This window comes from Gillisia hiemivivida, assembly GCF_007997295.1.
GTDB lineage: Bacteria > Bacteroidota > Bacteroidia > Flavobacteriales > Flavobacteriaceae > Gillisia > Gillisia hiemivivida.
In genome coordinates, this window is record NZ_VORY01000011.1 from 77,620 (window position 1) to 101,717 (window position 24,098).

Below are 24,098 nucleotides of genomic sequence, written 5' to 3' on the forward strand. Positions count from 1 at the left end.
ATCTTTGAGCATGGATAAAATTAAACTCATTGAATGTCCCAGGGATGCAATGCAAGGCATAAAATCTTTTATCCCTACAAAAGAGAAAGTTCAATATATCCAGTCGCTTCTTCGGTGTGGTTTTGATACTATAGATTTTGGCAGTTTTGTTTCTCCAAAGGCTATTCCACAGATGATAGATACTGCTGAGGTCTTATCTAAATTAGATCTCTCCGCAACTCAAAGTAAATTACTTGCGATTATCGCAAATGTCCGAGGCGCTCAAGATGCCTCTAAACATCCCGAGATCAAATATCTTGGTTACCCGTTCTCTATTTCTGAAAACTTTCAGATGCGTAATACCCATAAGACCATCGATGAGTCTGTAGAGACTTTAAAACAGATCTTGGAAATTGCGAATGCTTCAGATAAGGAAGTGGTTGCTTATTTATCTATGGGATTTGGAAATCCTTATGGTGATCCATGGAATGTGGAAATAGTGGGAGAGTGGACAGAAAAATTATCTAAGATGGGAGTAAGTATACTATCATTATCGGATACTATTGGAAGTAGCACCCCAGAAATAATTTCTTATTTGTTTTCTAATTTAATTCCAAGATATCCACATATTGAATTTGGTGCACATTTACATACTACTCCAAGTAAGTGGCACGAAAAGATAGATGCAGGTTATACTGCTGGTTGCAGAAGGTTTGATGGTGCCATCCAAGGTTTTGGCGGCTGCCCTATGGCAAAAGACGATTTAACAGGGAATATGCCTACAGAAAAAATGCTTTCCTACTTCAATGCTAAGAAAGCAGATTCCAATATTAAAATGACCAGCTTCGAATCTTCATATAATGAGGCAACTAAAATATTCTCTGCTTACCATTAATATTATCGATACTTCTCCTGACTATTATTGCTAAATATTATTTAAAATTAATCTAAATAAGTTTTGTGAAATTGGATTTCGTGTATATATTTGCACTCGAAATTAATCACTATTTTAAATCAGTCTAAATAAAAGAAGATGAGAAAAATATTTTTATCAGCAATCATAGGAAGCCTAACATTGCTTTCATGTACATCTGATGACACCCCTAAGCCCGGAGCTAATAATATTGAAACTCCTGTAAATTACACCTTCGAAAGAGATAATAGTTCTACAGTAGACTATAATGGTCAGACTACAAGATTACAAATGTCCGCGGAGTTATTCTCTAACTTTACAGACTTTGATAATGCTTCAGAAGAATTATTATTGAACATGTTTTCCAATGAAAACTCTCCGTTTGAAAATGCTAGCCTAAATGAATCTTCAAAAAGTGTAAAATCTAAAGTAGCTGCTTCAAGTCTATATTTTTCTGCAAATACTGTAGAAAGTTCAGAGATTAAAAATGATTTTGATTCTTATATTTCTGGGCAGTTCACTACTGTAAAGGAAAATAAAGATGTTTTGGCGGAAGCCGGTGTTTCCGGGCAAATTGCTCAGGGTTCAAGTGTACGTTACGTTAATGAGAAAGGACTTGAGTTGAATCAGGCATTTGCTAAAGGTTTAATAGGTGGATTCCTTGCAGATCAGATCCTTAATAATTATCTGTCTAAACTTGTATTGGATGAAGCAGATAACCGTTCAAATAACGATGCAAAGGTTCTAGAAGAAGGAGAGCTTTATACTACCATGGAGCATAAATGGGATGAGGCTTATGGATACCTTTATGGTGACCCTTCTATCCCTACTGCTAATCCTAATTCGAAATTAAATGAAAGTGACGATCGTTTACTTTTCAATTATTTAGGTCAGGTTGATGCTAATGAGAACTTTGCCGGATTAGCGGAAAGTACTTTTGAAGCTTTTAAAACAGGTCGGGCGGCAATTGTAGCAGGAGATTATCAAACCCGTGATGAGCAGGTTGCTATTATTCAGGAGAATATTTCAAAAGTGATCGCAGTAAGAGCGGTACATTATCTTCAAGGAGGTAAATCTGCTTTAGCTGAAGATAATAAAGGAGCTGCTTTTCATGAGCTTTCAGAAGGCTTCGGTTTCATATACAGTCTTAGATTTACTAATAATCCAGGTACTGACATGCCATACATATCAAAGGAAAAGGTAGCTATGTACAAGGAGCAATTATTAGAAGGAAATGGTTTTTGGGATGTAACTCCAGAAACATTGGATAGCATCTCTGAAGAGATCGCAGGGGCCTTTGGATTTAGTGTTGCTGATGCAGCAGAATAAAACAATTAGCCGGAGCATTATTTTTATAAGCTCCGGTCTTTAATATTTTTAATTATGAAAAAATTTTCTAGAATTTTAATTTTTGCTTCTTTGATTTTTACTGCATGCTCTTCAGAAGATGAAGGTAGTGGAAACAATGAGGTCAATACTTTTGATCGCGGAGCGATGTTGGAGAATTGGGCCGACAATATAATTGTTCCGTCTTTTGATAATTTCAAAAGTTCAACTCAGCAATTAGAAGATCTTACAATTGCTTTTACTTCAAACCCTTCTGAAGAAAACCTGGTTGCCTTAAGAAGTCAATTCGAAAGTTCTTACCTCGATTTTCAAACAGTTGCAATGTTTGATATTGGTAGAGCAGAGGAGTTAAGTTACAGAAGGTTTCTAAATACTTACCCACTGGCGACTTCAGAAGTTGAAAGTAAGATAGCTAGTGGTTCGCATAATTTAGAATTGCCTTCCAGCTTTACAAAGCAGGGTTTTCCTGCACTGGATTATCTGTTGAATGGCCTAGGAGAGACAGATGCTGAAATAGTTGCCAAATATTCTTCTGAAAACTATAGAAATTATCTTTTAGATGTTTCCAAAAGAATAAACTCACTAACTACAGAAGTGAATTCTTCTTGGCAAGGTGATTATAGAGATACATTTGTTAGTAGTACAAGTTCTTCGAGTACTGGTTCTGTAGATAAGTTTACCAATAAATTCATCATGTATTATGAGACTTTTCTTCGATCAGGGAAGATAGGTTATCCAGCGGGTGCATTTACTGGAACACCTTCTCCAATTAATGTGGAGGCATACTATTCAGTTGATCTTTCTAAAAAACTTTATCTGCAAGCTTTAAAAACAACCCAGGATTTTTTCAACGGAAAACATTTTAATGCCAGTCAGACCGGTAAGAGCTATAAGCAGTATTTAGAATTTCTGGAAAGAGGTGATCTAGCAAATGATATTCTTAGCCAGTTTGGCACAATCAATTCTCAGGCTAGTAATCTCGATACTAGTTTTAAAAGTCAGGTACAAACAAATAATACATTGATGCTGGTTGCGTTTGATGAACTTCAGAAAGGGGTGGTTCTATTAAAATTAGATATGGTTCAGGCGCTTTCAATCAGCATAAACTACGTAGACTCAGACGGAGATTAGTAGGTAGCAGATGAGGCGGTCCATAACAAAATATCTTAATTCTTATACCGATGCCGCTCCATTAGCAGTTTTTCGCATAGGTTTTGGAATAATGATGTTGGCCAGTATTATACGTTTTTATCTGAATGGATGGATTGAAAAACTTTATATAACTCCAAAATTTCATTTTAGTTATTATGGATTTGAATGGGTGAAACCGCTTGGCGATTTCACCTATTTGCTTTTTATAGTATGTGGAGCCGCAGCCTTTTTTGTTGCGATAGGTTATAAATATAGAATTGCTATCATCACTTTTTTCCTTAGTTTCACCTATATAGAACTAATGGACAAGACCACTTATTTAAACCATTATTATTTTATAAGTATTCTTAGCTTCTTACTAATTTTTTTACCGGCGAGTTCCTACTTTTCTTTAGATGCGTGGAGGAATTCAGGAAAAGCTTTTCAAAAAATTCCACGCTGGTGCATAGATTCAATTAAGCTCTTGCTTGCAATGGTCTATTTCTATGCCGGTCTGGCTAAACTTAATTCAGATTGGTTAATTAATGCTATGCCATTAAAGATCTGGCTCCCTTCAAAATATGATCTGCCTTTCTTTGGAGATCTTATGCAACAGGAATGGGTTCCTTATGCCTTCAGTTGGAGCGGTATGCTCTATGATCTTTTAATACCTTTTTTATTATTATACAAAAGAACGCGGTTTGTAGCGTTTTTGGCTGTGATCGTTTTTCACGTACTCACACGGGTTTTATTTCCTATTGGGATGTTTCCTTATATCATGATAATTAGTGCCCTAATATTCTTCAGCCCACAGGTACATCACCAAATTTTGAATAAGATTTCTTCATGGTTCAATATAAGTAAAGTGAAATTTGATAATAATAAGTTACTCTTTAGTAAACCAGGAAATAGAAAATTTAAAATTTCGGTTGTTGCTATATTTTTCCTTGTTCAATTATTATTTCCTTGGCGATATTTACTGTATCCCAACGAACTATTCTGGACAGAAGAAGGCTTTAGATTCTCATGGCGAGTAATGCTAATGGAGAAAGCGGGATATGCCGAATTTAAAGTTGTAGATGCAGATTCCGGCAAAAGATTCTATGTGAATAATTCAGATTTTCTTACTCCATTTCAAGAAAAGCAGATGTCTTTTCAACCCGATTTTATTTTACAATACGCTCATTTTCTTGCAGATCATTTCAGAAAAGAAGGTCATAGCAATATTGAAGTCTATGTAGAAAGTTATGTAGGTCTTAATGGCAGAAAAAGTAAGCCCTATATAGGTGCCGATGTTAATTTGCTTAATTTTGCCGACTCTTTTAAACACAAAACATTCATTTTACCATTTTATGATGAAATTAAAGGTCTTTAGCTTATTTTTCTTTTTTAGCCTGTTTGTGAATGCCCAATATTCATTAAGTGGAAAAGTGACTTCTTCAGAAACCGGTCAGCCTGTTCCAAATGCCGAAATTTGGAATAAGACCACCGGAAAACCAACTGTAGCTAATGAAAATGGAGAATTTGAATTTAATTCCATAAAAGAGGGGACTTATGTTTTTGCGGTATTTAGTTACGAATATGAGATCATAGAACGGGAGTTAACTATAACTGGGAATACTAAAATCAATTTTGAACTTTCTCCACTGGCAGAAAGTCTTAATGAAGTAATGATCACCAATAGAAGAGAGCAGATATTCGCTTTAAGAAAATTGCGAAAAGTAGAGGGTACTGCTATCTATGCGGGAAAGAAAAGTGAGGTGGTGGTAATGGATAAAGTATCTGCAAATCTGGCGGCAAATAATGCAAGACAGATCTATAGCCAGGTTGTGGGATTGAATATTTACGATAACGGAGATGCCGGTTTACAATTGAATATTGGTGGTAGGGGATTGGATCCCAATAGAACGCAGAATTTTAATACACGGCAAAATGGCTATGATATTTCTGCTGATGTGTTGGGGTATCCGGAAAGTTATTATACTCCGCCTCCAGAAGCTTTGAAAGAAATTCAGGTAGTTCGTGGTGCAGCCTCTTTACAATATGGTACTCAGTTTGGGGGTCTAATAAATTTCAGATTTAAAGATCCTGTGCCAGATAAAGAGATAGAGCTCATTTCCCGTCAATCTGTAGGCTCTTATGATCTTTTTACCAGCTTTAATAGCCTTAGCGGAACAATAGGAAAGTTTAGCTATTATACTTATTATAATTATAAGGGCGGTAAAGGTTTCAGGCCAAATTCAGAATATGAATCTCATAACGCCTTCGCACATTTAGGGTGGAAATTTAATGAAAACACCAACATTAGCTTTGAATATACCTACTTAGACTATTTAGCTCAGCAACCAGGAGGATTAACAGATTCTCAATTTTATAATGATCCTGATTTCAGCAATCGTTCCCGCAATTGGTTTGATGTAAACTGGAATCTTTTTGCACTGAAGCTGGAACACAAATTTTCTGAGAAGACAGATTTTAGTTTGAACGTTTTTGGTCTCGATGCCACACGTAAGGCTTTAGGATTTAGACAAAACAGAGTAGCACAGGCTGATGATCCTGAAGAGCCGAGGGAGTTGTTGGTAGATGATTTTTCCAACTGGGGAGCTGAAGCCAGAGTTTTGACCAGATATGATTTGTTTGAAGATGAATCAGTCCTGTTATTGGGAAGTAAATATTATCAGGCTTCCAACCAACAGCAGCAAGGAGCAGGTAGTGCTACAGTAGGGCCAGATTTTGATTTTGCAACAGCAGAATATCCAGACTACGAAAGACAATCAGTATTTGAATTTCCAAATAGAAACCTTGCGTTTTTTGGTGAGAATATTTTTAATATCACAAATAATTTTTCAGTAACTCCAGGTTTCAGATTTGAGTATATCAATACCGAGTCCGATGGTTTTTATAAAAATATAATAAAGGATAACGCAGAAAATACTTTGTTGAATGAGACTATTGAAGATGATCGAAAATTTGAACGAAATTTTATTCTGCTTGGAGTTGGAAGTAGTTATAATTTAAATGCTTCAAATGAGCTTTATGCTAACTTTTCACAAAACTACAGGTCGGTTACATTTAGTGATATTAGAGTTGTAAATCCAAGCTTTCAGGTAGATGAAAACATTAATGATGAAGAAGGATTTACTTCAGATATTGGTATTCGCGGGCAGTTAAAAGACTTCTTATCCTATGATGCGAGTGTTTTCGCATTGAAATATAATGGCAGGATTGGGGAAGTACTCAGACCTGAAGAGCGAGTTAACGCCGAAGGGGAACTTGCGGAGACCGGCAGACTTGTTAGGTTTAGAGGTAATATAGGAGACGCATTTATTTATGGTCTTGAAACATTTGCCGAATGGAATATAAGAAATAGCTTTTTTCAGTCTGCAAAAAACTATCAGTTGAGTGCTTTTGTAAATGCAGCATTTACAAACTCTGAGTACACCAGTTCAGAGGAGGTCAACGTGAAAGGAAATGAAGTTGAATTCATTCCAAAGGTCAACTTGAAAACAGGTTTGAACTTTGGTTACAAGAATTTTCTTGCAGGTTTACAGTATACCTATTTATCGAGTCAGTTTACAGATGCAACGAATGCTCCACAGGTAAAATCGGAAAATAATCGAGGGATAGAAGGAGCAGTTCCTGCTTATGGAATAATGGATCTTTCAGCATCTTATAGTTTAGGAAAATTTAAACTGGAGACGGGAATAAACAATTTATTGGATAATTCTTATTTTACTCGAAGAGCCACAGGTTATCCTGGTCCTGGAATTATTCCGGCCCAACCAATAACATGGTATGCAACATTACAAATAAAGTTGTAAAATTGGTTAAAGAGGTTTTCTGTATTCTTTATGCTGAATATTTTTTTCCGAATAAATTCAAGATTAGCTGATTTTCAGACTATTTCCTTGTTTTAAATTACGTATATTTGCACGCAATTAAATCTTTAATTGCTATGACTGCAAACAATTCCAAAATCATTGGGGAAGGCCTTACATACGATGACGTATTATTGGTTCCTGCATATTCCGAAATTCTACCAAGAGACGTAAGTATTCGCTCAAAATTCACAAAAAACATCACTATTAATGTGCCAATAATATCCGCTGCTATGGATACGGTTACAGAGAGTAAAATGGCTATTGCCATGGCTCGAGAAGGCGGTATAGGTGTTTTACATAAGAACATGAGCATAGAGGAGCAAGCTTTGAAGGTTCGTAAGGTGAAGCGTGCGGAGAGTGGAATGATCATAGATCCGGTTACCTTACCTCTATCTGCTAAGGTGATCGATGCCAAGAACAACATGAGGGAGCACAGTATTGGAGGAATTCCAATTATTGATGAAGACGGAAAGTTGCTAGGTATTGTAACTAACAGAGATCTAAGATTCGAAAAAAACAATGACAGGCCAATTGCTGAGGTAATGACTTCAGAAAATTTAGTAACTGTTTCTGAAGGGACTTCGCTAGAAGAAGCTGAGGTGATCTTACAAAAAAATAAAATTGAAAAGTTACCAGTAGTAAACGATCAGGATAAATTGATTGGACTTATTACTTTTCGTGATATTACAAAACTTACCCTAAAACCAAATGCAAATAAAGATAGCTACGGAAGACTTCGCGTTGCAGCAGCTATTGGTGTTACTGCAGATTCTGTAGAACGTGCTAGCGCGTTGGTAAAAGCAGGGGTAGATGCAATTATAATAGATACTGCTCATGGACATACCAAAGGAGTAGTAGAGGTATTAAAAAATATAAAGGCAAAATTTCCTGATTTAGAGGTAGTTGTGGGAAATATTGCAACTGCTGAAGCTGCTAAATATTTAGTTGATGCTGGTGCCGATGCTGTAAAAGTTGGAATTGGACCTGGATCCATTTGTACCACAAGAGTTGTAGCGGGAGTAGGATTCCCTCAATTCTCTGCAGTATTGGAAGTTGCAGCCGCACTTAAAGGAACTGGAATTCCTGTTATTGCAGATGGTGGAATACGCTATACGGGAGATATTCCTAAAGCAATTGCAGCTGGAGCAGATTGTGTAATGTTAGGATCTTTACTTGCAGGAACTAAGGAATCTCCTGGAGAGACTATTATTTATGAAGGTAGAAAATTTAAGTCTTACAGAGGAATGGGGTCTGTTGAAGCTATGAAACAAGGTTCCAAAGACCGGTATTTCCAAGATGTAGAAGACGATATTAAGAAATTAGTTCCTGAAGGAATTGTTGGTAGAGTGCCATACAAAGGAGAGCTAGAGGAAAGCATCCATCAATTTGTTGGAGGTATAAGAGCAGGAATGGGTTACTGCGGAGCAAAAGATATTGAAACTTTAAAAGAGACCGGTAGGTTTGTAAAGATCACTTCTTCTGGAATTAATGAAAGTCATCCTCATGATGTTGCAATCACTAATGAATCTCCAAATTACAGTAGATAGATATTTGTTATATTGAGCTTGTCGAAATATAAATTTGGTTTCTATAGGTTCAAACTGAGACTATTTCAATAAAAAAGAGTGCTCTATTTGGAGCACTCTTTTTTATTGAATCCAATTAAAACTATTCTTTTGGAGCTTCTATACCTAACTTTCTCATCACCGCATCGGTAATATCATACTTTTCGTCTGAATAGGCCAAGCCATTCACACTTGTATTGAAGATTTGAGTGTATTTTTCATTTGTAATAATAACTTTCATAGCCTCGTCAATTTTCAAATAAAGAGGTTGTGTTAATTCGTTGCGTCTTACTTGCATAAGGACGGTAGCTTTCTGTCTAAAATTTTTGATATCATTTTCAATTGAAATAATTTCAGACTCTTTGGTTGACTTTTCTTCCTCAGTAAATGTGGAATTATTAGTTTGATAACTTGCTACTAATTCTTCGTATTTCACAATGTTTGCCTGCACGTCTTCCTGAAGTTTGGTGTTATAGGCTTTTAAGCCTTCATCAACCGCTGCAACCTCAGGCATTTGTGAAAGAATATATTCTGCATCTATAGTTCCTACTTTAGTTTGCGCTTGAAGACTAATGCTTGTAATAAAAATGGCTAGGGCCAGTAAAACGTTTTTCATGATTTTTTTATTTTTTCAAATATAATAGAGACAATCAAATAATTATAAGTTTAATCCTAAAAAGATCACTTTTCATAAACTGTTGCTCTATTGGGTTTTAATACATCCCGATATTTTTTGATCTCAGACTCCATAATAACCCAATATGCAATAGCATGTAAATCATTTACTTCTTCATATCCTGTTAGATCTCGATCAGTAATTTTTTCAGCTTTAATAAAATCCTTTAAATGGATCTCATGGTGTTTAGCTATATGTAGTGCTTCGGGACCTCTAAAATCCCAGATAAGTTTAATTTGTCTCTCCATTATTTTTATTGATTTAGGACACTTTTACCATTTTCGGCAAAGGCTTTAAAATCTTTCATATACATATAGGTTTGTTTTTTGAAAGACCCCGGCGTCAAAATTGCAATTATTTTCATGAAACCCGAACATTCAAACTCATTATCTGATATCCATTTGGTCGAATTGTTTCCAACTTCTTCAAAATAATTCTTCTGTTTGTTACATACTCCCTTTGCATCGTAAGACATAAACAGCTTTTTAGGCAGGTTATTTTTTTCTATAGTCTCTACCATTTCTATATCACGTTTTCCCATCTTATATTTCAATTTAGAACGGGCATCTACATGGCCTGGATTTCCGCTAAGATGTTTGTAGGAAATAAAGCCTTTTTGCCAATGCTTAAAATTTTCAGGATTTTCCATTTTGGCAATTACTTCTTCCCTAGGTAGATCGATGATAATTTCTTTTGAATATTTCATATTGGTATCATTTTAGCTTAGTTTCTAAGATACTTCAGAAAAATTAATTTTGAAGGGCATAATTTCCCGTATTTTGAATCGTTTACACATTATAGCTTGTATAAGCTTAAGGAATTATTATTTTTGCGGCTGTATTTTTATAATACTCAGGTCATACTGCTTTAATTGAAAATGCATTTTATTATTAAAGTTATTTGCCTACAATGGAGAATCATATTTCGAAATTTATAGTATCCCTTGGTTGCGTAATCCTATTGCAAAGTTGTAATTATTTTCAAACTGCAGAAGAACAAGAAGTAGTGGCTCGGGTTAATGAAAACTATTTGTATATAGAAGACATTCAATCCTTGGTTGGGGAAGGGGTTTCTAAGGAAGACAGTACCTTGATGGTAAACGATTTTATTAAAAGATGGGCCACTCAGCAATTACTAATAGATAAGGCAAAATTTAATTTAAGTATTGAGCAACAAAAGGAATTTGATGAATTGGTAAGTAACTATAAAAACGAACTTTATAGTAAAGCCTATGCAGATGCTATGGTTGCCAAGAGACTGGACACCACTTTCAATCAGAACGAAATTGAAGAATATTACAATGAGCATCTGGAGAATTTCAGACTGAATGAAGATCTTGTGAAATTGAGATTTATTAACCTGAATACTAATCTAGATTTCGATGATGTGAAAAGGAAGTTCATTAGGTTTAATGAAGAGGACAGAGCTGAGCTGGATAAGATTTCCCTTCAGTTTAAATCCTACTCCTTTAATGATTCGGTTTGGGTAAGTACTAAATCTGTATATAATAGAATAGTTCCTTTAAATGATGGCAATAAGTCTCAACTTTTAAAAAAGTCAAATTTTCTTCAGCTTGAAGATTCATTAGAGGTATATTTGGTGTATGTAAATGACGTGTTATTAAGGAACGACCAAGCCCCGCTAGAATATGCGGTTTCCACAATAAAACAGATTCTGCTTAATAAGCGGAAAGCCAATTTGGTAAAAGAATTAGAAAAAGATATAACAAGAGATGCGATTGAAAACAAACAATTTGAAATTTATAATTAAAGGTATAGCTATAGGAACCCTTTTAATAGGGTTTAATAGCAATGTTAAAGCACAGGAAGTAATTGTAACAGATAGTACCGCGATTCAACCTACTGTAGAAGTGGTTGAAGTTAAGGAGGAGCCGGCAGAATTTCAGCGATATAAAGTTGATGGTATTGCAGCGGTTGTTGGAGCCTATGTGGTTTTAGAGAGCGATGTGGACCTAATGTACAAAGACCTTAAAAGTCAAGGTGTTTCTACTGAAGATATTACAGATTGCCAGTTAGCCGGGAGTTTATTAGAAAATAAATTATATGCTCACCACGCAATCCAGGATAGTATTCTGGTTTCTGATGCTGAAGTTAGAAATTATGTAGATCAACAAATCACCCAAATGGTGGGACAAGTTGGTTCTATGCAAAAGGTGTTGAATTTCTACAAAAGAGATTCTGAAGATGATTTTAGAAATGAATTATTTGAGCTTAACAAGCAGCAGGAACTTTCTAAAAGAATGCAACAGAGTATTATAGAGAAAGTGGAAATTACTCCAGAAGAAATTCGCTCATTTTTTGATAATATGGCAGCGGAAGAAAGACCATATTTCGGGGATGAAGTAGAGATCTCTCAAATTATAATTAAACCTGAAGTTCCTGAAAGTGAAAAGCAAAAGGTAATAGATAGGCTAAAGCAATTTAGAGAGGATATCGTAGATAATGGCGCGAGTTTTGGAACTAAAGCTGTGCTTTACTCACAAGATCCAGGTTCTAGTAGCGATGGTGGTAGAATGGTGATCACTAGAAAAGATGGTCTTGATAAAGATTTTAAAGACACTGCTTTTAGTTTACAAGAAGGGGAAGTTAGTGAGCCATTTGCTTCACAATTTGGATACCATATTATTAAAGTTGAAAAAGTGATTGGACAAAATCTTGAGATCAGACATATATTGTTGATTCCAGATGTTACCAACGCAACTGTAGAAAGTGCGAAGGCTGAAGTAGATAGTTTAAGAGCTAAAATCTTAAATAAAGAGATCACCTTTGGAGCTGCTGCAAAACAATTTTCAGATGAAGAGCAAACCGCGGCAAATAACGGGAAGTTAATAAACCCTACAAACGGGGATACTAGATTTGAACTTACCAAAATAGATCCAGAACTTTACGAGCAAGTCGTGAATTTAAATGAAGGTGATGTTTCATTAGTATTAAGAGACCAAGAACGTACAGGAAAGATTTTCTATAAAATTATCACCGTTAATAAAAGGTATAAGGCGCATGATGCAGATTTTGTGCAAGATTATATGAAGATCAAGGGATTGGCACTTCAAAATAAACAACTTGAGGCAATAGGGGAATGGCAAAACGAAAAAATAGCTAATACCTATATTAAGATCAACGGTAAATTCCGTAATTGTACTTTTGATCGTGATTGGTTAAAAAAATAAAACACAAAAATGTCTGATGTCACCGCTGTAGAAAATTTAGTTGATAAACATCAACTTCTTAAAAAAGAAATAGCGAAGGTAATCGTTGGTCAAGAGGAAGTTATAGATCAAATCCTCTTATCAATTTTTTCCGGAGGTCATGCATTATTGATAGGTGTTCCCGGCTTGGCAAAAACTCTTATGGTTAATACCATAGCTAAAGCTTTGGGGCTGGATTTTAAAAGGATCCAGTTTACTCCAGATCTTATGCCAAGTGATATTTTAGGCTCGGAAATCTTAGATGAGAACAGGCATTTTAAATTTATTAAGGGTCCTATTTTTTCTAACATTATTCTTGCCGATGAGATAAATAGAACACCGCCTAAAACTCAGGCAGCTTTGCTAGAGGCCATGCAGGAACGTTCTGTGACTGTTGCGGGAAATCATTACAAGCTTAGTTTGCCTTATTTTGTTCTGGCAACACAAAACCCAATAGAGCAGGAGGGAACCTATCCGTTACCAGAAGCTCAATTGGATAGATTTATGTTTGCTATTAATTTAGATTACCCCTCTTTTCAAGAAGAAGTAGATGTAGTAAAAGCAACTACTTCTAATATAGAGCAGGTTGTAAATCCTTTATTTTCAGCTTCAGAAATTACAGAGATTCAGCAATTGGTTAGAAGAGTGCCGGTGCCAGATAATGTAATTGAATATGCGGTAAGAATGGTAGGCAAGAGTAGACCAAATGGAGAAGCTACCCCAGAGATTATAAAGAATTATGTAGATTGGGGAGCGGGACCTAGAGCGTCACAAAATTTGGTGCTTGCAGCAAAAGCACATGCTATTTTGAATGGAAAATTCTCTCCCGATATAGAAAATATACAAGCAGTTGCATCTGGAATTCTTAGGCATAGAATTATAAGAAATTATAAAGCTGAAGCAGAAGGAATCACAGAAGATCAAATTATTAAATCTTTATTTTAACATGATTCAGTTTTTAATAAAAAATAGAATTGTTGTAAGCATAGCTTTTTATGTGATTTATTTTTTCTGCGCAATTTACTATTTCCAACATGCTACAAATGCTGAGTCTTTATTTTGGCTTGGATTATTTCTCTTGGTTTTCTTTTGGGCAGTTATACTGGTAGATATGATTCAAAAACCAATTTTGGATAAAACATTTTGGATCTTGTCCATGTTTTTTCTCATCGCTTTTGCACCTACTGTTTATTTATTCAAGAGAATGTTAAAACCATCATTTTCGAATTAAGCTGCATTCGTTAATTGTTGATTTAACAATTTAATCATTCAAAATTGCCAATTTAATAAATTTCTGTTCTTAAATGGTTGGTTAATTATGTAATGCGCAATAATACTTCAAATTTAGTTCTAATTTTTAAAATTCGATTGGATTTCGTAAATTTGCAAGACTTTTTTAGAACATAAAATCAAATAAAATATGGCATACGATATAGATATGATTAAAAAGGTTTATAGTCAAATGGCAGATCGTGTAAATAAAGCGCGAGAAGTTGTTGGAAAACCTTTAACACTTTCAGAAAAAATACTTTATTCCCATTTATGGGATGCAGATTCTAACCAAGCGTTCAAACGTGGTAAAGATTATGTAGATTTTGCTCCAGATAGAATTGCCTGTCAGGATGCTACTGCGCAAATGGCTTTGCTTCAGTTTATGCAAGCTGGAAAAAAGAATGTTGCAGTACCTACAACTGTTCACTGTGATCATTTGATCCAAGCGAAAATGGGAGCAGCAATAGATTTAGTTTCAGCAAACAAATCGAGTCATGAAGTTTTTGAATTTTTAGAATCTGTTTCCAACAAATATGGAATTGGATTTTGGAAACCTGGTGCGGGAATCATACATCAAGTAGTGCTAGAAAATTATGCTTTTCCTGGAGGAATGATGATCGGAACAGATTCTCATACTGTAAATGCAGGTGGATTAGGAATGGTGGCCATTGGAGTTGGTGGTGCAGATGCTGTAGATGTTATGGCAGGTATGGCATGGGAGCTAAAATTCCCAAAACTGATTGGTGTTAAGTTAACTGGTAAACTTTCTGGATGGACCTCTGCTAAAGATGTTATTTTGAAAGTAGCTGGTATTCTAACGGTTAAAGGTGGTACTGGTGCAATTATTGAATATTTTGGTGAAGGTGCTCGATCTATGTCTTGTACAGGAAAAGGAACTATTTGTAACATGGGTGCTGAAGTAGGAGCTACAACTTCTACATTTGGCTATGACGATTCTATGGAACGTTATTTAAATGCTACGAATAGAGAAGATGTTGCTGCTGCAGCGAATGAAATTAGAGAGCATTTAACTGGAGATGATGAAGTTTATGCAAATCCAGAACAATATTTTGATGAAGTGATCGAGATTAATTTATCTGAATTAAAACCTCACTTAAACGGTCCATTTACACCAGATCTTGCAACTCCTATTTCTGAAATGAGAGATAAAGCTAAAGAGAATGATTGGCCATTAAAGGTGGACTGGGGTCTTATAGGTTCTTGTACAAATTCATCTTATGAAGATCTAACACGAGCTGCTTCTATTGCGAAGCAGGCGGTAGACAAAAATATAAAAGCAAAATCAGATTTCGGTATTAACCCGGGTTCAGAAACTATTCGATTTACGGCAGAGAGAGATGGATTGCTTCAGATCTTTGAGGATTTGGATGCTACCATTTTCACGAATGCTTGTGGTCCTTGTATAGGACAATGGGATAGAAGTGATAGAAAAGGAGATGAAAGAAATACTATAGTTCATTCTTTTAATCGAAACTTTTCTAAGAGAGCAGATGGGAATCCAAATACCCATGCATTTGTGGGTTCTCCAGAAATGGTTGCTGCAATAGCAATTTCTGGAAGATTGGATTTTGATCCAACCAGAGATAAATTATTAAATGAAGATGGGGAAGAAGTGATGTTGGATGAACCAACCGGAATAGAACTTCCTCCAAAAGGATTTGATGTTAAAGATCCTGGATATGTTGCGCCATCAGATGATGGAAGTGCTGTAGTGATTAAGATTGCTGAAGATAGTGAGCGCTTGCAATTATTGGAGCCTTTTGAAGCTTGGGATGGTAAGAATCTTACAGGAGTAAAATTACTTATTAAAGCCTTTGGAAAATGTACTACAGATCATATTTCTATGGCTGGACCATGGTTAAGATTTAGAGGGCATTTAGATAATATTTCTAATAACATGCTTATTGGAGCTATAAACGCTTTTAATAAAAAGACAAACTTCGTAAAAAGCCAGATTACTGGCGAGTACGATGGGGTACCTGCAGTGGCTAGAAAATACAAAGCTGCCGGAATTTCAACTATAGTAGTGGGAGATCACAACTATGGAGAAGGGTCTTCTAGAGAGCATGCAGCCATGGAGCCGAGACATCTTGGGGTTATGGTTGTACTAGTGAAGTCTTTTGCAAGAATTCACGAGACTAACCTTAAAAAGCAAGGAATGTTAGGAATCACTTTTGTAAATGAAAAGGATTACGATCTTATTCAAGAAGATGATACTTTCAACTTAGTAGATCTAGCTCAATTTGCACCAGATAAACCTTTAACTATAGAGGTTGTGCATGCAGATGGGAGTAAGGATACTTTTAAAGCAAACCATACGTATAACGACTCTCAAATAGAGTGGTTTAAACGAGGTTCTGCATTGAACTTGATAAAGATCCAAAACAATGCATAACTAGTAAGTAATACTCTTACATTTTATAAAAAGCAAACCCCGGAAAATTAATTTTCCGGGGTTCTTTAGTTAGGAAAGTCAATACCCTACTATTAACTAACCAACCAATTATCAAAGTCAGACAAGCTTGCGTATCAATTATATTAAACACACAAAAAAATATATACACGAATTACTTTGTATACACCGACATATAAAATAATGTAATTATGTTTAATCTCGAATAGTGTTTAATTCGAAATAAACTGATTTTAGAAGGTAGGGGTTGCAAAATCAGTTAAAATCGCTATGCGATTAAAAAATAAATTTAGGGATTTAATAAGCTACAATAGAGCATTGTTAGGCTTTAACAAACAATTAACATATAAGTGGTGCAACCTACAATAACCGATAAATATTTAAAGTAATCACAACTAATTATATATTTGGTTATCATATTGATAATCAAACAAATAAAAAACTCGGAAAAATTTCTCCGAGCTTCTTATATGACCGAGCAATACCCTACAATCGCTCAATCAATTTTTCTTTAATGGATTCTTCAGCTTCTGAAAATCAGCTTTAAAAACATTGAAAGTTAAAGCATTAGATTCTTAAGTAAAATTAACAATTCATTAAGAACTTGATTATCTTTCAGTATTGTTCCAATGTACAACTTAATTGACTGATATATAATTATTTACGGGTATTTAAATAACAAATTATTATATAATGTCGATTTAAAATTAAAATAAATCGATAATTTCTCTTATTTGAAATATTTTTTTAACAAAAAATTAACGCGTCAAGTCCTACTCTCAGTGCATTATATTATTATTCATTATAAACATAATCCCCTACGTTTTATTAGTCGACCTTCGTCTTAAATTCCCAACAATTAACCTCACTTATTAGAAAAGAAAATTTATGATGAATAAGAGATTATCTATTGGTGAAAGACTCAAAACTTTACGTAAGCAAAATGGTTTTTCTCAATCTCTAGTGGCTGAAAAATTATATATATCCCAAGCTGCATATTCTTTAATTGAAAACTCTCAAAACGGGATAGCGGTAGACCATATTATTAATTTAAGCAAACTCTATAAAGTAACGACAGATTTTATTTTAAAAGGAGAAAGGTTTTTGATTAGGATAGATCCAACAAACGGATTTATTCCGCTTATAAAAGCATCTGCACATGCAGGTTTTATCAAAAATTTTCATGAAGAGAATAGTTTCGAAGTTGCAGACTGGTATCGAATTCCTGGGTTTAATCCAGCTTTTGAACAAAAATTATTTGAAGTATCTGGTGATAGCATGACACCCACCCTTCTTTCCGGGGACGTTTTAATTTGTCAAGATCAACCTAAAATAGATAATATTTTAGATGGGTCTTTGATTTTATTAGTGACCGAAAGCGGTATATTAATTAAACGTATTAGATTAGATAACAACACAGATTATCTTCTTCTAGAAAGCGATAACGAACTCGAAACAGAACAACTAAAAAAAATACGTAAATCTGACATATACCAAGCGATGGTTGTGCGAGGTAAAATTAGTAACGTAATACTACCTCACCACCAGATAGCTTCTAAAGGGAAAATACAGAATATGGAAGAAGCTATAGATTTTTTAAAAATGGAATTGTTTAAATTGAACAAAAAATTAATCAATCTAGATAAATAGATAGTAACTTTGGGACTAATTTTTGAGTCCAATAGTTACAAGAATATTTTAAGATGAAGCTTTTTAAAAATCAATGGTCTAACATAATTATTGCTGTAATAATTCTTGCGATGATCATTCCCGGTACCCGTAAACCCATACAAATCTTTGTAAATAAATTATTGGCTTTTAGTCCTTCTGTAACGTCAGAGGAGGAAAGAGAATCTCTTGTAGACTATAAGTGGGTTCTGGAAAAAAACAATAAGGATAGATTAGAGTTTGTAGATTTAAAGAACAAAGTTGTTCTTGTTAATTTTTGGGCTACCTGGTGTCCTCCTTGTATCGCCGAAATGCCAAGTTTTGAGTTGCTATATCGAGATTATAAGGATAAAGTGGAATTCTTATTTGTTTCTTCTGAAGATCATGAAACAGTTCGAGGTTTTTTAAACCGAAAGAACTATTCACTACCTGCATACAGACCCTTAAGTGAGGCTCCAGATCCTTTAAATGGGAATACACTGCCAACAACATTTTTAATAAATAAAGATGGCGCTATTGTTATTAAAAAGATTGGCGCAGCAGATTGGAATAGTGAAAGTCTTAGAAAAACAATAGATAAACTTCTACTAGAAGAGTTTTCTGAAAAATGAGCGAACAAACTGTGAATCATATAGACTAAACATTATTTTTAGCTCTTCTGTTAGATTCGTTTCTTCATCTAAGTATTTGAATATTTCTTGAGGAGTATTCTTAGAGTAGAATTTAGTGAAAAGTTGTTCCCCATGCTCATTATTTCTGTTTAAGACATCTAGAAAAATAGCATCATACCATCTAGACCGAGCATTCATTAAGCCTTTCTTAGGATCTTTCCCAGTTTTAATATTTTCAATTAATTGCGCTATTTTTTTTTCGGTATGTTTAAATGAATAGCCAGTAGATCCTTTTACCCAAGAACCAGCAGTTCCTATTTTAGTCACTTTTGGACTACTAGCCTCATGAAAATCATAGTCGGTCATAGGAATTACTCCTTTTTCGGTTCCAATAATTTCATATTCTTCAACATTGAGAATATCCTTAATATAGGATTTTAGATATGTATCATAGATAGACTCCTCGGTAAGAAAGGGGGTGAAAAACGTATATTCTAATAATGCTTCACAATCATTTAAAGGTAAAACGTATGTAAAACTTGTGCTATCCGGAAATTTTATTCTAAAATCCATCATTGTAAAAGTGGATTTATCAAAAACAGGAGAACTTGTTTTGATGTGCCAGCCTTTAAAATGCTGAAAAATTTTGGTGCTACCTGAATCCTCTAAATAGCCGGAATTTATTCGACTATCAAAAAAATGGGTTGCAGTATAGTTTTCTTTCTTGCCTAATGCGATAGAATTTTTTTCATCAATCTCTTCGATCTGGTCTAAAATAAAGTGAAAGTTGGACTTGTCTTTTAATACCGCTTTTACAAAATTATAGAAATCTAAAGATCTCAGCATTTTATAAGAATAGGGATCTAGATTTAGATTTATGTTGGCTTCTGTAGAAATAAATTTACCCTGGTTCCAGGAACTTGTAATAATTTCATCCCATTTCCCAGCACCCTTTTCCCAATAACACCATGTTTTATCGTTGGTTTCTTTTTTAGAAGGGTCTATGATCGCAATTTTTGATTTCTTGAAGAAAGGATCTTGACCAAATGTATATGCTAACTGAAGTCCTGCTAAGCCACTTCCAATAATAATATAATCGAATTTTTGTGGCACTAATTAATGGGTGTTTGTATACGAATTTATTTATTGAAATATTTGAAAGGTACCCAAAGCATCCCAAAACACTCTCCTTCATCTTTACCTAGATGTTTATGATGCATTTTGTGTGCTCTTCTAACTCCCTTTGCATATTTATTATTAGCATTTCTAAATATTTTAAATCGTTGGTGTATGAAAATATCATGCACCATAAAATATGCAATTCCGTAGGCGAGAATCCCTAATCCAATTGGTAAACCTATCCAGAGACCTTCGAGTCTCCATAAAAGAATAAATGTGATACTAACTATGGCGTAGAAAACGAAAAAGAGATCGTTTCTTTCCCACCAGTGGCTGTGATCTTTTTTATGATGGTCTTGATGCAATTTCCACAAAAAACCATGCATTATATATTTATGAGTGAACCATGCCATACCTTCCATCATTAAAAAGGTTGCGATAAAAATTACGATCCAAAATATGAGTTCCATTATATTAAATTTAACCTATATGAGATATAAGATTTTGCAAGCAATCCGGCTTTCTGGTAATTAGGAACGCTTATGCGTTTATTCTTAATTTCCAGAGATGGTACTTTTTTTAATTTATGTAGTAGTTTGCTGTAATAAATATAGGCCGTATAAACTCCAAATTTTGCTTCTACTGGTAATTTAGCAATGCCTTTTAATCCTGCGTTAAAATCTTCTTCAATTTCAAAAATAATCTTTTGTTTGCTAACTTCGTCTAGTGCGGCCAAATTTGTGTCTGGAAAATAACTTCTGCTTAGATCTTCAAAATCTGCTTTTAAATCTCTCAGAAAATTAACTTTTTGAAAGGCCGATCCTAAACTCATGGCAGAATCTTTTAATTCGTCATATTTTTTATTATCCCCCTTTACAAAAACCTTTAAACACATTAAACCCACAACATCTGCACTACCATAAATATATTCTTTATAATCTTCTTGAGTTAGATAGGTAGATTTATGTAAATCTAATTTCATACTCTTTAAAAATGCATTATAAAGCTCAGGTTCTATTTTATACTTGTGTACCGTTTCCTGGAAAGAATTTAAAATAGGGTTCAGACTTATTTTACGGTCTATTGCTTTATAAAGATCCTGAGTGAAATCTTCTAGTAATTGTTCTTTATTGTAGTCATGGAATGAGTCTACAATTTCATCTGCAAACCTTACAAATCCATAAATATTGTAAATATCTTGCCTAATTGAAGGAGCTAGCATTTTTGTAGCCATCGAGAACGAAGTGCTATACGAATTAGTTACTGTCTGGCTACAAGCGCGAGAAACTGTGTCGAAAATCGATTTCATATTGTAAATTCTTTTTGAATGAGACCAGACACTAATTTCCCTGAAATAAGTGCAGGAGGAACTCCTGGACCAGGAACGGTAAGTTGTCCGGTAAAAAACAAACCTTTTACTTTGCTGCTCATTAATTTGGGTCTCAAAAAGGCAGTTTGTAAAAGGGTATTTGCCATTCCGTATGCATTTCCCTTATAACTATTGTACTCTTTAATAAAGTCATTTACGCAAAACGATTCTTTAAATATAACGAATTTTTTTACCTTTTGGTTTGAGAGTTTTTCGAATCTAGTAATAATCTTTTCAAAATATTCTTCTCTCAATTCTGCAGTATCTTCTATGCCTGGAGCTAATGGAATAAGAAAAAAGCCATTTTCACAATTTTCTGGCGCAGTGTTAGCATCTGTTACAGAGGTGAAATTTGCATAAAAAAGTGGATCTTTCGGCCATTTAGGAACATCGTAAATGTCTTTCGCGTGAGCTTCAAAATCTACATCGAAGAACAAGTTATGATGCTCGATATTTTTTAGTTTTTTGCTGAAACCAACATAGAAAAGTAAAGAGGAGGGAGCAAAGATCTTTTTCTCCCAGTACTTTTCAGAATATTGACGGTATTTAGATTCTAATAAAGTTTCACTGTGATGATAATCTGCGCCTGTTAAAATAATATCTGATGCTACTTCTTTTCCATCTATAGTAATACTTTTTGCTTTTCCTTCAGAAACATTTATTTTTTCTACTGAAGCATTAGTGTGAAACTTAACTCCTAAAGATTCTGCTAAAGAGATCATACCTTGGATTACTAAATTCATTCCTCCTTTAGGATGCCATGTACCTAGACCAAAGTCGGCATAATTCATAAAGCTATAGAAAGATGGCGTATCGCTAGGTTTAGCGCCTAGAAATAAAACTGGAAATTCTAATATTTGAATAAGGTTCTTGTTTTTAAACTCACTACGAACATCTGCAGCAATAGTTCCAAAAAATTGTCCAAGTTTTTTAATTGTGGCTGGAGTAATAAGTTCTAATGGTGATACGCCCGGTCTATATACAAGATCTTTAATAGCTATATTATAATTGCTCTGCGCCTGATCTATAAATTTTTTAAGTTTCTTAGAACTTTCTTTTTCCTCTTTTTCAAAAGCCACATAAATTTTTTCTAGAGTATCTTCTATAGTGATGCTCTTTCCGCCTTCAAAAAAAACTTTATAAGCTGGATTCAATTTGTCTAAGGTGTAATAATCTGATGGAGTTTTACCGAAATCGGCAAAAAAACGCTCGAACACATCTGGCATCCAATACCAAGAAGGCCCCATGTCAAAAGTAAATCCATCCTTTTTAAGTTGTCTTGCTCGTCCTCCTAAGTCCGCATTTTTCTCGTAAACAGAGACATCGTATCCATCTTTTGCTAAGTAAGAAGCCGCAGCAAGAGATGCGAAACCAGAACCTATTATACTTACCGTTTTACTCATTAACTTGAAAATTGATTAGCAAACTCAGGAATAGATTTAAATATCTTGATGTTTTTTGAAAAACTATTGGGATCTACAGATTGGATCTTACTTCCAAAAAGATTCAGTTCCATTTTTTTATCTTTACATAAAACAGCATCAAACTCCTTGAGGAAATCAGAAAGTTCTCTAGGCTCAGTGGTGAGATAACTTATAAAAGTTGGGTTTGGATGAATTTCTAAAAGATACCTCATATCGTCTAAAGGCATACTAGGTCCAAGATAAATGGTCTTTTTATGATGAAAATTAAGCTCATAATTTAAATATAAAATTCCTAGATCATGAATCTCATTTTCTGGTAAAAAAAGAACATAAAGTTCATTACCATTATAGTCCCCAGATGTTTCCAGTTGAGCGATATTTAGATATAGTTTTTGCTTTATTAATCCTACTAAAAAGTGTTCGTGTACAGGATTAATAGTATCTGTTTGCCATAAAAGACCTATTTCATTTAATAGAGGAATAAAGATCTCTAAAAATATTTCTCTAAAACTCTTAGATTCTAAGAGATTGAGATAAGTTTTATGGAATAAATTAGAATCAAAATTAACCATAGAAATCTTAAAAGAATTAATGGCTCTATTTTCTTCGCTTGCAGTAGAGGCCACTTCCTTTACCATCTTTCCAATTTCGGGATCAGTTAATTTTGCGATTCTGGAAATTTTGTAACCATGGTCATTCAGGAAAGTCACATTTAAAATTTTCTGTAGACTTTCCAGATCGTAGGTTCTAATATTAGTTTCGGTTCTATTGGGAGTAAGAATGTTGTATCTCTTTTCCCAAATCCTAATAGTATGGGCTTTAATACCGCTAAGGTGTTCTAAATCTTTTATGCTGAAATTCTGTTTAACCTGTTCCATGGGGTAGCTTGAAATAATAAAAACAAATCTACATAAAATTTTGAGTGATAATTTTGAAGTAATGTTAAAATGTTTAATTATTTCGTTAAATAATTAAACAAAAGAATTAATGATAGATTTAAATTGTTTTTTTGGGATCAGAATATTCAATTTAACAGCTGTTTAAATTTAAATAGGGGTATTGGTTTATAAATGATATTTTCGCACTCTATTTAGCTTAAAATATAATTTAGGAATCATGGAGCAAACTCCCGAATCTCAATATAAAATAGCGTCTAAAGTAAAGCGCCTTTTAGCACATTTGTTAGAAGGAATTATATATCTCATAATTACCTTAATATATTATAATATACTTGGAAACTCGGTAGATGATTATTTGAACAGGGAAGTTTCAGTGGAACATGTACTTTATTCAGCATTGGCTTCAATAGTTACCGGATTTATTTTTTATCCAATATTTTCTGGAAACTTAGGACATAAATTGTTGGGACTAAAAGGATCAATCTCAAAAGTTGTGTGTGAATTGAAAATGTAGTTCGATATTTGCCAAAAAAAGAGGTTTGGATAACTACCTAGATTTAATTAAGCTTGTATTGCCACAATTCTTAGTGGATCATTTTGAT

At 34.2% G+C, this 24,098-nt stretch carries 21 protein-coding genes; 13 read left to right on the plus strand and 8 right to left on the minus strand.

The genetic code is table 11. From position 1 onward, the window contains the following. The first annotated feature begins 10 nt into the window (after positions 1 to 10). The 6 genes from ES724_RS10510 to guaB all read left to right on the plus strand — a co-directional run bounded on the left by ES724_RS10510 (position 11) and on the right by guaB (position 8,798). A complete protein-coding gene (locus ES724_RS10510) occupies positions 11 to 874 on the plus strand; it encodes a hydroxymethylglutaryl-CoA lyase (RefSeq protein WP_146932787.1) in 864 nt (287 codons plus the stop codon). Positions 875 to 1,012: 138 nt separating this feature from the next. Further along, positions 1,013 to 2,221 carry a DUF4856 domain-containing protein gene (locus ES724_RS10515; protein WP_146932789.1) on the plus strand — a complete coding sequence of 403 codons (1,209 nt, stop codon included), beginning with the start codon at positions 1,013 to 1,015 and terminating at the stop codon, positions 2,219 to 2,221. 54 nt (positions 2,222 to 2,275) lie between these two features. Then, positions 2,276 to 3,370: an imelysin family protein gene (locus ES724_RS10520; RefSeq protein ID WP_146932791.1), complete on the plus strand. Its 1,095-nt coding sequence runs from the start codon at positions 2,276 to 2,278 to the stop codon at positions 3,368 to 3,370. A 10-nt stretch (positions 3,371 to 3,380) separates the two neighbouring features. Next, entirely contained in the window at positions 3,381 to 4,745 is a 1,365-nt protein-coding gene (locus tag ES724_RS10525) for an HTTM domain-containing protein (protein WP_146932793.1), read from the plus strand. After that, positions 4,726 to 7,191 carry a TonB-dependent receptor gene (locus ES724_RS10530; RefSeq protein ID WP_146932812.1) on the plus strand — a complete coding sequence of 822 codons (2,466 nt, stop codon included), beginning with the start codon at positions 4,726 to 4,728 and terminating at the stop codon, positions 7,189 to 7,191. Before ES724_RS10525 ends, ES724_RS10530 begins: the two co-directional genes overlap by 20 nt. A gap of 134 nt (positions 7,192 to 7,325) precedes the next feature. Continuing rightward, entirely contained in the window at positions 7,326 to 8,798 is a 1,473-nt protein-coding gene (gene guaB, locus ES724_RS10535) for an IMP dehydrogenase (protein WP_146932814.1), read from the plus strand. Positions 8,799 to 8,919: 121 nt separating this feature from the next. On the opposite strand, the gene ES724_RS10540 is transcribed toward guaB, so the two are convergent. The 3 genes from ES724_RS10540 to ES724_RS10550 form a co-directional block, all read right to left on the minus strand. Next, entirely contained in the window at positions 8,920 to 9,432 is a 513-nt protein-coding gene (locus ES724_RS10540) for an OmpH family outer membrane protein (protein WP_026837867.1), read from the minus strand. Positions 9,433 to 9,497: 65 nt separating this feature from the next. Then, positions 9,498 to 9,740, minus strand: a complete 243-nt coding sequence (locus ES724_RS10545) for a hypothetical protein (RefSeq protein ID WP_026837868.1) — start codon at positions 9,738 to 9,740, stop codon at positions 9,498 to 9,500. Positions 9,741 to 9,745: 5 nt separating this feature from the next. Continuing rightward, complete coding sequence (locus ES724_RS10550) at positions 9,746 to 10,198, minus strand: SRPBCC family protein (protein WP_026837869.1); 453 nt, start codon at positions 10,196 to 10,198, stop codon at positions 9,746 to 9,748. 203 nt (positions 10,199 to 10,401) lie between these two features. On the opposite strand from ES724_RS10550, the gene ES724_RS10555 reads away from it, so the two are divergent. The 6 genes from ES724_RS10555 (at position 10,402) to ES724_RS10580 (ending at position 18,685) form a co-directional block, all read left to right on the plus strand. Next, on the plus strand, positions 10,402 to 11,262 hold the full coding sequence (locus ES724_RS10555; protein ID WP_146932795.1) for a peptidyl-prolyl cis-trans isomerase: 861 nt from the start codon (positions 10,402 to 10,404) through the stop codon (positions 11,260 to 11,262). Then, positions 11,225 to 12,682 carry a peptidylprolyl isomerase gene (locus ES724_RS10560; protein ID WP_146932797.1) on the plus strand — a complete coding sequence of 486 codons (1,458 nt, stop codon included), beginning with the start codon at positions 11,225 to 11,227 and terminating at the stop codon, positions 12,680 to 12,682. The genes ES724_RS10555 and ES724_RS10560 overlap by 38 nt, the downstream gene beginning before the upstream one ends. Before the next feature lie 9 nt (positions 12,683 to 12,691). Beyond that, the gene (locus ES724_RS10565) at positions 12,692 to 13,645 is read left to right on the plus strand and encodes an AAA family ATPase (RefSeq protein ID WP_146932798.1); all 954 of its coding nucleotides are present in this window, start codon (positions 12,692 to 12,694) and stop codon (positions 13,643 to 13,645) included. Between the two features lie 475 nt (positions 13,646 to 14,120). Next, positions 14,121 to 16,388, plus strand: a complete 2,268-nt coding sequence (locus ES724_RS10570; RefSeq protein WP_146932799.1) for an aconitate hydratase — start codon at positions 14,121 to 14,123, stop codon at positions 16,386 to 16,388. A gap of 906 nt (positions 16,389 to 17,294) precedes the next feature. Next, positions 17,295 to 18,056 carry an XRE family transcriptional regulator gene (locus ES724_RS10575; protein WP_246136859.1) on the plus strand — a complete coding sequence of 254 codons (762 nt, stop codon included), beginning with the start codon at positions 17,295 to 17,297 and terminating at the stop codon, positions 18,054 to 18,056. Positions 18,057 to 18,109: 53 nt separating this feature from the next. After that, the gene (locus ES724_RS10580; protein ID WP_146932801.1) at positions 18,110 to 18,685 is read left to right on the plus strand and encodes a TlpA family protein disulfide reductase; all 576 of its coding nucleotides are present in this window, start codon (positions 18,110 to 18,112) and stop codon (positions 18,683 to 18,685) included. On the opposite strand, the gene ES724_RS10585 is transcribed toward ES724_RS10580, so the two are convergent. The 5 genes from ES724_RS10585 to ES724_RS10605 are packed head-to-tail and all read right to left on the minus strand — an operon-like array spanning position 18,662 to position 23,475. Continuing rightward, complete coding sequence (locus tag ES724_RS10585) at positions 18,662 to 19,798, minus strand: lycopene cyclase family protein (protein ID WP_146932802.1); 1,137 nt, start codon at positions 19,796 to 19,798, stop codon at positions 18,662 to 18,664. The two genes, ES724_RS10580 and ES724_RS10585, sit on opposite strands and share 24 nt — an antisense overlap. Before the next feature lie 26 nt (positions 19,799 to 19,824). Next, the gene (locus tag ES724_RS10590) at positions 19,825 to 20,274 is read right to left on the minus strand and encodes a sterol desaturase family protein (RefSeq protein WP_146932804.1); all 450 of its coding nucleotides are present in this window, start codon (positions 20,272 to 20,274) and stop codon (positions 19,825 to 19,827) included. Beyond that, positions 20,274 to 21,113 carry a phytoene/squalene synthase family protein gene (locus ES724_RS10595; RefSeq protein WP_146932806.1) on the minus strand — a complete coding sequence of 280 codons (840 nt, stop codon included), beginning with the start codon at positions 21,111 to 21,113 and terminating at the stop codon, positions 20,274 to 20,276. Before ES724_RS10595 ends, ES724_RS10590 begins: the two co-directional genes overlap by 1 nt. After that, positions 21,110 to 22,576 (minus strand): phytoene desaturase family protein, encoded by a 1,467-nt coding sequence (locus ES724_RS10600; protein ID WP_146932808.1) that lies wholly within the window; start codon positions 22,574 to 22,576, stop codon positions 21,110 to 21,112. The genes ES724_RS10595 and ES724_RS10600 overlap by 4 nt, the downstream gene beginning before the upstream one ends. Further along, positions 22,576 to 23,475, minus strand: a complete 900-nt coding sequence (locus tag ES724_RS10605) for a MerR family transcriptional regulator (RefSeq protein WP_146932810.1) — start codon at positions 23,473 to 23,475, stop codon at positions 22,576 to 22,578. Before ES724_RS10605 ends, ES724_RS10600 begins: the two co-directional genes overlap by 1 nt. A 238-nt stretch (positions 23,476 to 23,713) precedes the next feature. On the opposite strand from ES724_RS10605, the gene ES724_RS10610 reads away from it, so the two are divergent. Next, positions 23,714 to 24,010 carry a hypothetical protein gene (locus ES724_RS10610; RefSeq protein ID WP_211362760.1) on the plus strand — a complete coding sequence of 99 codons (297 nt, stop codon included), beginning with the start codon at positions 23,714 to 23,716 and terminating at the stop codon, positions 24,008 to 24,010. Positions 24,011 to 24,098: the final 88 nt, after the last annotated feature.